12 protein-coding genes are annotated in these 12,113 nt (G+C 69.8%); 4 read left to right on the top strand and 8 right to left on the bottom strand.

Annotated features, from left to right (window positions below):
- Positions 1 to 41 precede the first annotated feature (41 nt).
- Complete coding sequence (locus tag J2X41_RS04110) at positions 42 to 557, top strand: DUF2141 domain-containing protein (RefSeq protein WP_310079812.1); 516 nt, start codon at positions 42 to 44, stop codon at positions 555 to 557.
- On the opposite strand, the gene J2X41_RS04105 is transcribed toward J2X41_RS04110, so the two are convergent.
- A complete protein-coding gene (locus J2X41_RS04105) occupies positions 545 to 1,468 on the bottom strand; it encodes a metallophosphoesterase (protein WP_310079811.1) in 924 nt (307 codons plus the stop codon). The genes J2X41_RS04110 and J2X41_RS04105 overlap by 13 nt on opposite strands.
- 156 nt (positions 1,469 to 1,624) lie before the next feature.
- Here J2X41_RS04105 and J2X41_RS04100 point away from each other — a divergent pair, with 156 nt between their 5' ends.
- From J2X41_RS04100 to J2X41_RS04090, 3 genes are read left to right on the top strand one after another with little or no spacing between them, the layout of a single operon-like run.
- A complete protein-coding gene (locus J2X41_RS04100; protein ID WP_310079809.1) occupies positions 1,625 to 2,683 on the top strand; it encodes a CDP-alcohol phosphatidyltransferase family protein in 1,059 nt (352 codons plus the stop codon).
- Positions 2,683 to 3,609 carry a diacylglycerol kinase family protein gene (locus tag J2X41_RS04095; protein ID WP_310079807.1) on the top strand — a complete coding sequence of 309 codons (927 nt, stop codon included), beginning with the start codon at positions 2,683 to 2,685 and terminating at the stop codon, positions 3,607 to 3,609. The genes J2X41_RS04100 and J2X41_RS04095 overlap by 1 nt, the downstream gene beginning before the upstream one ends.
- The gene (locus tag J2X41_RS04090) at positions 3,606 to 4,532 is read left to right on the top strand and encodes a hypothetical protein (protein WP_310079805.1); all 927 of its coding nucleotides are present in this window, start codon (positions 3,606 to 3,608) and stop codon (positions 4,530 to 4,532) included. Before J2X41_RS04095 ends, J2X41_RS04090 begins: the two co-directional genes overlap by 4 nt.
- A gap of 153 nt (positions 4,533 to 4,685) precedes the next feature.
- On the opposite strand, the gene spt is transcribed toward J2X41_RS04090, so the two are convergent.
- The 7 genes from spt to lptC all read right to left on the bottom strand — a co-directional run bounded on the left by spt (position 4,686) and on the right by lptC (position 12,046).
- Positions 4,686 to 5,903: a serine palmitoyltransferase gene (gene spt / locus J2X41_RS04085; protein ID WP_310079803.1), complete on the bottom strand. Its 1,218-nt coding sequence runs from the start codon at positions 5,901 to 5,903 to the stop codon at positions 4,686 to 4,688.
- Between the two features lie 3 nt (positions 5,904 to 5,906).
- The gene (locus J2X41_RS04080) at positions 5,907 to 6,158 is read right to left on the bottom strand and encodes an acyl carrier protein (RefSeq protein ID WP_028039590.1); all 252 of its coding nucleotides are present in this window, start codon (positions 6,156 to 6,158) and stop codon (positions 5,907 to 5,909) included.
- A gap of 79 nt (positions 6,159 to 6,237) precedes the next feature.
- Entirely contained in the window at positions 6,238 to 7,221 is a 984-nt protein-coding gene (locus J2X41_RS04075; RefSeq protein ID WP_310079801.1) for an NAD-dependent epimerase/dehydratase family protein, read from the bottom strand.
- Complete coding sequence (locus tag J2X41_RS04070) at positions 7,205 to 8,908, bottom strand: fatty acyl-AMP ligase (protein WP_310079799.1); 1,704 nt, start codon at positions 8,906 to 8,908, stop codon at positions 7,205 to 7,207. The genes J2X41_RS04075 and J2X41_RS04070 overlap by 17 nt, the downstream gene beginning before the upstream one ends.
- Positions 8,905 to 10,266 carry a lipopolysaccharide biosynthesis protein gene (locus tag J2X41_RS04065; RefSeq protein WP_310079798.1) on the bottom strand — a complete coding sequence of 454 codons (1,362 nt, stop codon included), beginning with the start codon at positions 10,264 to 10,266 and terminating at the stop codon, positions 8,905 to 8,907. Before J2X41_RS04065 ends, J2X41_RS04070 begins: the two co-directional genes overlap by 4 nt.
- The gene (locus J2X41_RS04060) at positions 10,263 to 11,432 is read right to left on the bottom strand and encodes a glycerophosphotransferase (RefSeq protein WP_310079797.1); all 1,170 of its coding nucleotides are present in this window, start codon (positions 11,430 to 11,432) and stop codon (positions 10,263 to 10,265) included. Before J2X41_RS04060 ends, J2X41_RS04065 begins: the two co-directional genes overlap by 4 nt.
- Complete coding sequence (lptC, locus tag J2X41_RS04055; RefSeq protein WP_310079795.1) at positions 11,429 to 12,046, bottom strand: LPS export ABC transporter periplasmic protein LptC; 618 nt, start codon at positions 12,044 to 12,046, stop codon at positions 11,429 to 11,431. Before lptC ends, J2X41_RS04060 begins: the two co-directional genes overlap by 4 nt.
- Positions 12,047 to 12,113 lie beyond the last annotated feature (67 nt).

Genomic DNA, 12,113 nt, shown 5'->3' with positions numbered 1-12,113 from the left:
TTCGCCGCCGTCACGCCTACAATAGGGACGCCGTCATTTCCATGGAAGCACGATCCGCGTTGTTCCCCTCGGTTCTGGCCGTTTTCGCCCTCGTGGGCGAGCCGGTGTCGGCCGGGGATTCCGGCGGCGGCTCGGGCGCGGCGGTCGCCAGCCCCGGCCGGAGCTGCGAGGGCCGCCCGACGGAGACCCGGCTGATCGTCCAGGTGGCGCGCCTGAAGTCCAACCAGGGCGAGGTGGCGGTCACCGTCTACCCGTCCGACCCCCGGCGGTTCCTGGCCCCGCACGGCAAGCTGATGCGGGTGCGCGCCAAGGCCGACGCGCCGGTGACCGAGGCCTGCTTCTACCTGCCCAAGCCGGACGCCTACGCCGTGGCCGTCTATCACGACGCCAACGCCAACCGGGACTTCGACCGCAACGCCGTGGGCCTGCCGGTCGAGGGCTTCGCCTTCTCCAACGACGCGCCCAGCAAGGTCGGCGCGCCGACGTTCCAGGCCGCCCGATTCACAGCCCGGCATGGTGACACGGTCCTGCGGGTGAAGATGCGCTACGCGCGCTGAATCGCCGGACGGCCGGCCTGGACCAGGACGCAGCGGCCCAGTTCGCCGGTCTGGCCGGTCCTGGGGTCCAGTCCGCGGGCCACCAGCTTGACCTCGACTCCGCCTTGCGCCTGGCGGTCGATCTCGATCCCGTGCCAGCGCGCCGCCGGGTGGCCGCGTTCGCCCAGGGCCGAGGCGGACGGCACGCCCAGCACGGGGATCGTCGCGCCGTCCGGGCCCGGCGCGGTCGAGACCATCGCCTCATGGGCGTGGCCATGCAGGACCAGGTCGGCGCCATGGCGGGCGAGCAGGGCGCGCAAGGCGTCCTGGTCCTCCAGCGACTTGCGCTTGGCCACCGCGCCGGGAACGGGGGGGTGGTGGATCAGCAGCACCCGGAAGGCGTCGCGATAGGCCGGGTCGGCCAGCAGGGCGTCCAGGCGGTCCAACTGCGCCTGGCCCAGCCGGCCGGTGGCCAAGTGCGGGGCGGTCGGCACGGCCGAGCACAGATTGAACAGCGCCACGCCGTCGCGCACCCGCACCTGGGGGAAGGTCGCCGCGCCGTCGTCGCCCAGCCAGGGGGTCCAGGCGGCGAACGACTCGCCGTCCCTGGCATTGACCAGGGCGTCGTGGTTGCCGGGGCTGACCGTGATCTCGCGGGCGGGGCCCAGGGCCTCCAGCCAGACCCGCGCCGCCTCGTACTCGGCCAGGGAGGCGTAGTTGGTCAGATCGCCGGTGATGGCGATGTGGTCGGGGGCGTGGGCCTTGAGGTCGGCGATCACGGCGGCCAGCACCTCGGGCCGGTGCTCGCGGTGCTTGCGACGCCAGGCGATCCGGCTCAGCAGCCGCTTGGACAGCAGGTCGCGCCAGCCGAACGCGCCCTTGGGCGGCGGCAGGTGCAGGTCCGAGAGGTGGGCGAGGCGGAATATCGACAAGTTTGGTTCACGGATTCTGGCGGAAGGGGCCGAAGCTGCTTATCAATCGCGCCAGGTTTCAAGGGGTTCTCTATCGTGAGTGCGGAAAATCAACCGAATGAGGCCGCCGGCCCGTCCGCCGTCACGGTCGGACAGGCCAAGACGCGCCTCTGGGGGATGACCTCCGCCGAGCGGCTGTCGCGGATCTACAAGCGCCTGGGCCTGGTCGAGGCGGGGCCCGAGACCGTGTTCATCGCCGGCGACGTGGTCGTGGTCGACGCCGGCTGGGTGTTCGACGAGTCGCTGATCAAGGCCCTGGCCGGCCGTCCCGGCGTGGCCCTGGTCGACCAGACCGGGCGCATCGTCGCCGTCAACGTCCCCGCCGCCCGGGCGCGCGAGGCGATCGTGCGGCTCGACACCGGCGAGGACGTCACGGCCCTGGCCGCGACCCGCCTGACGGCGCTGGAGCTGGGCTCGGCCTATAACAGCGCCCTGCGCAAGCGCGAGCCGCCGGTGCTGGAGCGCCTGACGCCCGAAACCCGCGTGGCGGTCGAGAAGCGCCTGTTCCAGGGCTCGTACAAGGGCGTCACCGACCTGGTGACCAAGTACGTCTGGCCCACCCCGGCCCGGATCGTCACCCGCTGGTGCGCCCTGGCCAAGATGACGCCCAACCAGGTGACCCTGATCGGCTTCCTGCTGGTGCTGGCGGCCTTCTGGCTGTTCTGGACCGGCCAATGGGGCTGGGGCCTGGTCTGCGCCTGGATCATGACCTTCCTCGACACAGTCGACGGCAAGCTGGCGCGGGTGACCTTGACCTCGTCCAAGTGGGGCAACGTCTTCGACCACGGCATCGACCTGGTCCACCCGCCGTTCTGGTGGTGGGCCTGGTACGTCGGCGTCGGGGCGGTAGGCCTGACCATGCCGCACGGCCCGCTGGCCTTGGCGGTCATCGTCGGCGGCTATGTGCTGCAGCGGGTGGAAGAGGGGATCTTCCTGGCCCTGTTCAAGGTCGAGATGCACGCCTGGCGGCCGTTCGACAGCTTCTTCCGGCTGATCACCGCCCGCCGCAACCCCAACCTGATCCTGCTGACCCTTGCGGTCCTGGCCGGTCGTCCCGACATCGGGTTCCTGGCGGTGGCGATCTGGACGGCGATCTGCCTGGTCGTGCACGCCGCGCAGATCCTTCAAGGCCTGACAGCCCCGAAGGGGGCCGTCGTTTCCTGGTTGTCGCGCTGATGCGTGTGGGCGTCGTCCGCAATCCGATGAGTCACGCCAATATCGGGCGGTCCGAGCCCGATGGACCGGGCCAGACGCCCGACGCGGTGCTGCTGGTCGAGCCGGCCACGCCGGAGGCGCTGGAGGAGGACCTGCAGGCCTTCGCCCAGTGCGGCGTGAAGATGCTGGTCATCGACGGCGGCGACGGCACCATCCGCGACGTGCTCAGCCGGGCCGCGACGATCTTCGGCGAGGCCATGCCGCTGATCGCCCTGATCCCCTCGGGCAAGACCAATGTCCTGGCCATCGACCTGGGCGTGCCGCGCGACTGGACCCTGGCCAAGGCCCTGGCCGCGGCCCGGTCCGATCAGGCGGTGATCAAGCATCGCGCGCCGCTGGAGGTGCGCTGGGACGACGGACGACCCAGCCTGCGCGGCTTCGTGTTCGGCCTGGGCGCCTTCGTGCGCGCCACCAGCCTGGCCCAGACGGTCCACAAGACCGGCGCTTTTCACAGCATCGCCGTGGCCATGAGCGTGCTGGGCGCGCTGGTCGGCACGGTGATGGGCGGCAAGCGCGACCAGTGGCGGGCCGGCGTGCCGCTGTGCCTGGCCATCGACGGCGAGGAGACCCGCACCGCCGACCGCTTCCTGGTGCTGGCCACCACGCTCAAGCGCCTGCCGTTCGGGGTCAAGCCGTTCGGCCCGCCGCGGGAAGGGCTGAAGTTCCTGGATGTCGACGCCCCGCCCCGGGGCCTGCCGGGCGCCTTTCCGGCCCTGGTGGCCGGCAAGGAGTCGGCCTGGTCGGGCCGGCGCGGCTATCGGCGCGGCGACGCCTCGCGGCTGCGCATCACCACCGACCAGCCCCTGGTGGTCGACGGCGACGTCTATGACGGCGCGGGCGGGGTGACCGTGGTCCTGGGGCCGACCCTGAGGTTCCTGGCCGGATGAGCGGGGCCGTCGCCAGCCTGGTGGGCGAGGAACTGCTGGCGCCCGTCCCGCCGCAGGCCGCGGCCCTGGCGCATCGGTTGCTAGACCGGTTCGAGGCGCCGCTGGCGGTGCTGTTCTACGGCTCGATCCTGCGCACGGGCGACCTGGACGGGGTGTTGGACTTCTACGTCCTGACCCAGCATGTGCGCCCCGGCTTGCGGGGCTTGGCCACGCGGCTGCTGTGGCCCGACGTCAGCTATCACGAGGTGGAGCTGGACGCTCAGGTGCTGCGGGCCAAGGTGGCGACCATGACCCTGGCCCAGTTTCAGGCGGCGACGCGCGGGCAGGGGATCGACACCACCATCTGGGCCCGCTTCGTCCAGCCCGCCGGCCTGGTCTGGAGCGCCAGTCCGGCGGTGGCCGGCCAGGTGGTCGAGGCCGTGGCCGACGCGGCTCGCACTGCGGCCCGCTTCGCCGCCGCCCTTGGGCCCGCGGAAGGGCCGCCGGCGGCCTATTGGTCGGCCCTGTTCCAGGAAACCTACGCCGCCGAGTTCCGGGTCGAGAAGGGCGGGCGCGAGCGCTCGATCCTGGCCTTCGACGTCGAGCGCTATCATCGCCTGCTGGTCGCCTGCTGGCGCGAGGAAGGGCTGCTGGACATCGAGGCCGACGGCGCGGTGCAGCCGGCGCTGAGCCAGGCGGATCGGAAGCGGGTCCAGGCCGCCTGGCGCCTGCGCCGGCGGATGGGACGGCCGTTGAACTACGCCCGTCTGATCAAGGCCGCCTTCACCTTCGAGGGCGCGGCGCGCTACGCCGCCTGGAAGATCGAGCGACATACCGGCATGCCGGTGGCCCTGACGCCCTGGCGCGAGCGTCACCCGGTGCTGGCGGCTCCAGGGGTGCTGTGGCGACTGTGGCGACAAAGGCAGAGCAAGGCGAAGGTCTAGGCGGATGCGGGGACATGCCCTCGTGGCGTGTCCCCATCAGCATCCATGGAGCCAGGACTTGGGGACACGCCGCAAGGGCATGTCCCCGGCTCCAAAAGAAAAGGCCCGAGGTTTCCCTCGGGCCTTTCGCGTTTCAGGCGCTGAACGTTCGACCTAGGCCGAGACGCGCTTCAGCGGCGCTTCGATCAGGCCCATGGCCACGCCGATCTCGGCGAACACGGCCAGCACCTGGTCGATCTGCTGTTCGCTGTGGGCGGCGCTGACGCTGGTGCGCAGCAGCGGGCGGCTGTCCGGCGTGGCCGGCGGCAGGGCCAGGTTCAGATAGACGCCGTTCTGCAGCAGGGCGTTCCACATGCCGATCGCGCGCTCGGTGTCGGGCATGGTGATGGCCACGATCGGGCTGGAAGTCGGGCCGGTCATGAAGCCCATCGAGCTCAGGCCGTCATACAGGCGACGGGCGTTGGCCATCAGCTTGTGGCGCAACTCGGGCTGTTCCTCCAGGCGGCGCAGGGCGGTCACGGTCGAGGAGACCACCGACGGCGGCAGCGAGGCTGTGAACATGTACGGACGGCAGGTGACGCGCATGACGTCGAAGTCGTCCATGTCGGAAACGCAGAAGCCGCCGATGGCCCCCAGGCTCTTGGAGAAGGTGCCGACCACGAAATCGACGTCCGCCTCGACGCCAGCCGCCTCGGCCAGGCCGCGGCCGTGTTCGCCCAGCACGCCCATCGAGTGGGCTTCGTCGACCAGCAGGTAGCCGCCCAGCTCGCGCTTCACGGCGGCGATTTCCTTGAGCGGCGCGATGTCGCCGATCATCGAATAGATGCCTTCGACGACGATCAGGCGCTCGCCCGGAACGTCCTTCATGCGCCGCAGGCGCTTGTACAGGTCTTCCGGATCATTGTGGCGGAAGCGGATGACCTCGGCGTGGCCCAGGCGCGCGCCGTCATAGATCGAGGCGTGGCTGTCGGCGTCGAGGATCAGGTGGTCGCCGCGGCCGACCAGCGTCGACAGCACGCCCAGATTGGCCTGGTAGCCGGTGGTGAACACCATGGCGTGCTTGCGCTTGTAGAACTTGGCCAGGGCTTCCTCGAGCTCGACGTGGGCTTCGAAGCTGCCGTTGGCGATGCGCGAGCCGGTGGTTCCGGTGCCGCGTTCCTGGACCGCCTTGATCGACGAGGCGATCGCCTGCTCGTCGAACGTCAGGCCCAGGTAGTTGTTGGTGCCCAGCAGGATCGTCCGCTTGCCGTTGATCACGCCCTCGGTCGGCGAGACGACGGCGTCGAAACGCACGCTGAAGGGATCGGCGCCGGCTTGCCGGATCGCGTTGTATGCGTCGCGATACGCGAGGTGCTTGTCGAACAGCCCCATGGCTTAGGCCCTATTCCGTAGGTCTTTAATCAGGGAAGCGAGGTCTCCGGCGGTTTCCACCGAAGCCAGGCGATCCAGAGGAATGGAGATGTCGAAGGTGTCTTCGAGCTCCATGATGATGTTCATCAAGGCCAAGGAATCGACGGCCAGATCACGGCCAATATGGGTATCGTTCGCCACGTCGACAGAGCGCCCGAGCACCTTGCCCGTAGCCAAGCCGATTTCACGCAAAGTGAGATCCGTAACAGCTTCCATCGACGCGACGATATCCCCGACCAAGGTCCTACATAACCGAATTGTAACAGCCGTCTCGACGGAAAATCGCCGTATTAGGCTATTCCCGAGACTTTTTATCCTTCAACCAGCCTTCCGAACGATACCAGCGCACGCTTTGCGCGAATCCCGCCTGGAGAGAGTAGCTCACCGGAGGAAAGTCCGGAATCGGATCGTTGCTAGATAGGCCCCAATCGGCGTGAAGCAACTCCCGAGCCTTGCCCGGGGTGAGAATTGTGTCCTTCCCGGTGACGAATGAAGCCCATTTCGACAACACCGCCAAAACCTTGATCGCTCCCGACGGGATCCGGACCAGCCTTGGCGACGCGCCGACCGCCTTGGAGGCGGTTTGCATGAGTTCGACCCAGCCATACCCCTCCGGGCGGTTGTCGGACAAGCTGAGCAACCCCAGGCGCGGCGTTTTGACTAGGTCCGCGATCCTGGCCGCGGCGTCGTCGACATGGATCCAGGCCATGCGGGATTTTGGGTCTAAAACAGGCAAAAAGGCCGATTCCGAGGCCATTTTGAACAGTCTGAGCGTCTCGACATCACCCGGGCCATAGATCGCCGGGGGGCGCACGATGGTCAGATCACCCCTAAGAATCTCGCGAGCTGCGTCTTCTCCGCCACGCTTGCTGGCGGCGTAGTCGGACAAATTTGGCTCGCGGGCGGCCAGGCTGGAGACCAGGATGAGTCGCGCGCTCGCCGCCTTGGCCGCCTGGGCGACCCGCCGCGAGCCCTCGACATTGGCCCGGTCGAAGGCGGCGCGGTCTCGCGCCTTGATCAGGCCGGCCACGTGGACGACGGCCTGGGCGCCGTCGCAGAGCGCGGCCAGGGCGCCGGCGTTGGCCAGGTCGCCGATCACCAGCTGGGGCTCGAGGCCCGCCCAGGCCGGGTCGGTGATGTCGCGCCGAGCCAGGACCCGAACGGTCCAGCCCTGCTCGGCCAGGACCCTGACCAGGCGGCGGCCCAGGAAGCCCGTGGCGCCGGTGACGGCGACCACCGGGCCCGTCCGGGCCTGGCTCATGTCAGGCGCGTTCGCCATAGGCGCCGGCCAGATAGGCGGCCTTGGCCTTGGAGCGGCTGAGCTTGCCCGACGAGGTCTGGGGCAGGGCGTGGGCTCCGACCAGCTGGACCTGGGCCTCGACCTGGTGGCGCAGGCGCAGGACGCCGGCGATCTTCTCGACCAGGGCCGCACGGGCAGCGGCGTCGCCGCCGCGCGCCTGGACCAGCACCACGACCGTCTCCTCGCCGTCGCCGGGGACCGAGAAAGCGGCCACGTCGCCGCTGCGCAGGCCCTCGACCTCGGCCTCGGCGGTCCATTCCAGGTCCTGCGGCCAGATGTTGCGGCCATTGAGGATGATCAGGTCCTTGCCGCGGCCGGTGATGACGATCTCGCCGTCGATCAGGTAGCCCAGGTCGCCGGTGTCCAGCCAGCCGTCGGCCGACAGCACGCGAGCGGTCTCCTCCGGCTGCTCGAAATATTCCCGCATCAGGCTGGGGCCGCGTGCGTAGATGCGGCCCACGCCGCGCTCGGGCAGGACGGCGCCGTTCTCGTCGCGCACTTCCAGTTCGTGGCCAGGCAGGGCCGGGCCGTTGCGGGCGAATTCGCGCGAGCGCTCGGCGTCGTCGGTCAGGACGGCTTCGTGCTGCTCCAGGCGCTCGACGTCCAGGCGCTCGGTCTTCAGGCCGCCGCCCAGCGGAGCCATCGACAGGGCCAGGGTCGCCTCGGCCATGCCGTAGCTGGCCACGAAGGCCTTGTCCGAGAAGCCGACGCTGGCGAACCGCTCGGCGAAGGCCTTCAGCGGACCGGTGCGGATCATGTCGCCGCCCAGGCCGGCGCTGCGCCATTTGCTGAGGTCCAGGTGCTCGATCGAGGCCACCTCGGCCCGGCGGGCGCACAGCTCGTAGCCGAAGGTCGGGCTGTAGGAGATGGTGCCGCCGTTGCGGGTGATCAGGTCCAGCCACAGCAGCGGCCGGCGCACGAAGGCGCCGGTGGGCAGCAGGTCGACCGACATCTGGCTGGTCATGGGCGACAGCAGGAAGCCGATCAGCCCCATGTCGTGATAGAGCGGCAACCACGAGACGGCGCGGTCGCTGGGCCGCACCTGCAGGCCGTCGCGGGTGATGGCCACGGCGTTGGCCATCAGGGCCCGGTGGGTGACCAGCACCCCGGTCGGGAAGCGCGTGCTGCCCGACGAGAACTGCAGGTAGCAGGTGTTGTCCGGAGCCACTTCGGGCAGCGTCGCGCCCGCCGCTTCGGGCAGGTCGGCCAGGGCGCCGGCGAAGTCGAGCGGGGTCTTGGCGGCGATCTCGGCCACCCAGTCCTTCATGCCGGCCGGACCGATCAGCAACCTGGCGTGGGCCGAGCCCAGCATGCGGGCGATCTGCTCGACATAGGCCTCGCGCCCTCCGAGCGGAGCGGGAAGCGGCAACGGCGCGGGGACCAGGCCGGCGTACTGGCAGGCGAAGAAGGCGCGCACGAAGTCGGCCTCGGTGTCGGCGATCAGGCCCACGCTGTCGCCGGGCTTGGCGCCGGTCGCCAGCAGGCGCGGCGCCAGGTCCAGGGCGTGGTCGCGCAATCTGGCGTAGGGCAGGGCCTCGACCAGCTCGCCGCGCAGCGAATAGAGGTTGATTCCAGTTTCACCGGTCGCGGCGAAGTCGAGCGCGGCCGTCAGGGTGGGAAAATCGGCGAATCTAACGGTTCGCGAGGAGGACGTCGGAGTAATCATTGCGAGAGGCCTTTGGCGCCGTTTTGATCTTCGGCGCAAGTTTGTTCATGCCCGGAGCGAACCGTTTCGGCCGCCAGGCTTCGGCGAAGCGCCAGATACATACCGACCGCCAGGGCGGCGGCCACGGCGACCAGGGCCGCGCCGGCCCCGTTCAGGCCCGCGGCGCGGATCAGCGGGACCAGGGCCGCCAGATAGACCGCGCAGACCATGGCCCGCACCCGCAGGGCCAGGCCCGCCTTGCCCAGCGAGACCAGCATCGGCTCCAGCGGCATGGCCAGAACGCCGATGGCGGCGGCGGCCACCTGCCAGTTCATGATGCCGGCCCCGGCCGCGAACGGCTTGCCCATCACCAGGGTCAGCACGTCGTCGCCGAACAGGATCGAGACCAGCAGCAGCACGCCGGCCACCGCGCCGCCGATCAGGCCGATCTGCCGCGACAGCACGCGCATGGCCGCCTCGCCGCCGGTGGCGCGCATCTTGGCCAGTTCCGGATAGAGGGCGGGCACCAGCAGCTTGGCCGGCTTGGCCATGCCGTCGGCCACCTGGCGGCCCACGCGCCACATGGCGGCCTGGGCCGGACCCAGGACCGAGCCCACCACCAGGGTGATCACCTGGCTGAAGGCCGTGTCGATCGTACCGCTGAAATTGGTCGCCCAGGCGAAGCGCCAGACGCCGGGCAGGCCCTCGGACAGCGGCCCGCGCAGGGTGAAGTCCTTCAGCAGCTGGCGGCGGTTGAGGTCCCACAGGGCGACACTGTTGACGTAGACGAAGGCCGTGACCGTGCCCGCCGCCCAGGCGGCCAGATAGGCCTCGATCGGGGCGTGCAGGGTGAAGCACAGGGCGCAGCCGATCAGGCGCACCGTCGAACTGACCGCCTGCTCGGCCGCCAGGAAGCGGAAGCGGTCGAACAGGCGCAGCAGGCCGACCGAGGTGGCCGAGTCCATCACCGCGATCGACAGGGCGTAGCAGGCGGCGGCAGGCGACAGGGTCTCTGGCCAGCCCAGGAAATGGCCGAACAGCAGGGCGCCGATCACCCCCAGGGTAACCCCCACGGCGGCGCCGAGGCCGTCGAGCAGCAGGGTGAAGCGCAGGACCTGCTGGAAGCGCGGGCGGTCGCCCTGCAGCAGGGCCGAGGCGCCGTACTGCAACAGGGTCTGCCAGGACTGGAACTTGGCGACCTCGCCGAGGAACTGGGCGAAGGCGTTGATCAGCACGATCACGCCCATCAGCTCCTTGCCCAGGCCGCGCGCGGTCAGGGCGATATAGGCCAGCCCGACCACGGCGTTGACCGTACGGCCGCCAAGCAGGGTGCCGGCGTTGGCCAGGACCCGCTTGAGAACATTGGGTTCGCTGCTCATCGGAGGCGTCGGGGTCTCGGAGACAGGCGCTCGACGATGGCCTGGGCGGCGCGGACCGAGGAGGGGGTTTCGCGCAGGTCGAAGCTTTCCGCGAAGCCCCGCTTCTGGGCCTCGACATAGTCGCCGTGGCCGCGGCGGGCAGCGTCGATGGCGTCGATGACACCCTCTGCGCGGTCGAGCACGGGGCCGTAGCGCCAGTGATGGAAGCTCTCGTCGCCGCGCCAGTCCGCGTTGCTGGCGTTGAGGAACAGGCACGGCTTGGGCGTGCGCAGGAACTCGTAGACCTGGCTGGAGACGTCGCCCAGATAGATGTCGGCCGCGCGGGTGTAGGTCATGTCGATCGCCGCCGGCCCGCCCAGGTCGAGGTGGATGCGCGGGTGGTCGACGAACGGCGTCAAAGCCTCGATCGTCCCGGGAGCCGCGCCTTCGAAGAGCCGGATATGGGGCGCGAAGATCAGATTGTAACGCTCGTCCCCCGCGAATTGCGCGAGAACCTCGCGTCCCCAACGCGGCCAGGAGCCCAAGGTCGGGTGGAAGTGCGGGTTGTACAGCACCACCGGCTTGGCCTCGGCGAAGACCGGCAGCGGCGAAGGCGGCAGGGCGTCGATGATGTCGAACTTGGGATAGCCGACCATGGCGCAGGCGCCGGGCGTGACCCAGCCCTCGTCCAGCATCCGGTCGCGCTGCTTGGGGCCGGCGGCCATCACCAGGTCGAACTGCTTGAGCCGCGGCTCGAACGGCCCGCCGCGGTCGCCCGCCCCGTGCTGGGTGTAGACCAGCTTGGTGTCCCGAACCCCCAGCTTGCGCAGCAGGGCGGTGGTGCGCTCGGGCGTGACCACCGCGTCGTAGCGGCCCAGGCGGCGGGCGTTGGCCGCCAGCATCAGGGCCTTGGGCGGGGTGGTCGCGCCTTTCAGTCGCAGATTCCGCAGCCAGGCCGGCGGCAGCAGGCGCGAGGGGATCGGCGGGACCTTCAGGGTCTCGAGCAGCCCGCGCACATAGTCCAGGTGCTCCTGGGTGGTGGTGGCGATGTGCACGTCGACATCAGACCAGCCCTGGGCCAGGGCGATGGCGATCGGCAGGCTGTGCAGGATCTGGTGCGTCTGGGCGATGTAGAGGAAGCAGACGCTGAGCCTGTCGCCACGCGCCTTCGGGGTGGACTTGATCACTGTTGCGGCGTGAGGCGCGTGCGCACCCGGCCCTTGAACAGAACCCGGTCGCCCTTGTCGCTGACCGAATAGCTGTCGGCCCGGGTGGAGCGGTTGTTGGGGCCGGCGCCCTCGACCGCCGCCCCGCCGACCAGGTCGCCGGTGCGGGTGTCGATCAGCGCCTTCTGGGAGGCGAACTGGTAGCCGGCGCCGTTGTCGATCTTGACGTCGCCGGTCAGCAGCAGCGAACCCTTCTCCTCCTGGTAGGCCCCGTCCTTGGACACCACGTGGGTGGGCTTGTCCGAGCCGTAGCCGCGGGTCAGCTGCGGGTTCTTCAGGAACACCTGGTCGGCGTTGTTCAGGTCGCGCGTCGCCGTGGTGGCGGTGATCAGGAAGGCGCGTCCGTCCTTCAGCGTGCCGGTGAAACGCGGATTGTCCATGCGCAGCGGCGCGACGGCGGCGGGCGCGGCGGGCTTGACCGCCATGGCCAGGATCGCGCCCTGGCCGACGATCGCCACGGCCGTGCCGATGGCGATGGCCGGAAGGATGACTCGAAGCGTCCGCACCGGCTTGCGGTGGCGGTTGCGGTTCTTCTTGCGGACCGGAGGGGCGACTGCGGGCGTGATGGCGATCATGGCTGCATGAACTGAAGGCGACGGGCCGAAAGCGACAGGCGATCGACTTAAGCCTCCCGGCCCGATC

This window comes from Caulobacter sp. BE254 (assembly GCF_031457295.1).
Taxonomy (GTDB): domain Bacteria; phylum Pseudomonadota; class Alphaproteobacteria; order Caulobacterales; family Caulobacteraceae; genus Caulobacter.
Note: the sequence above shows the minus strand (reverse complement) of the source record. Positions and strands in the feature narration are given on the sequence as shown.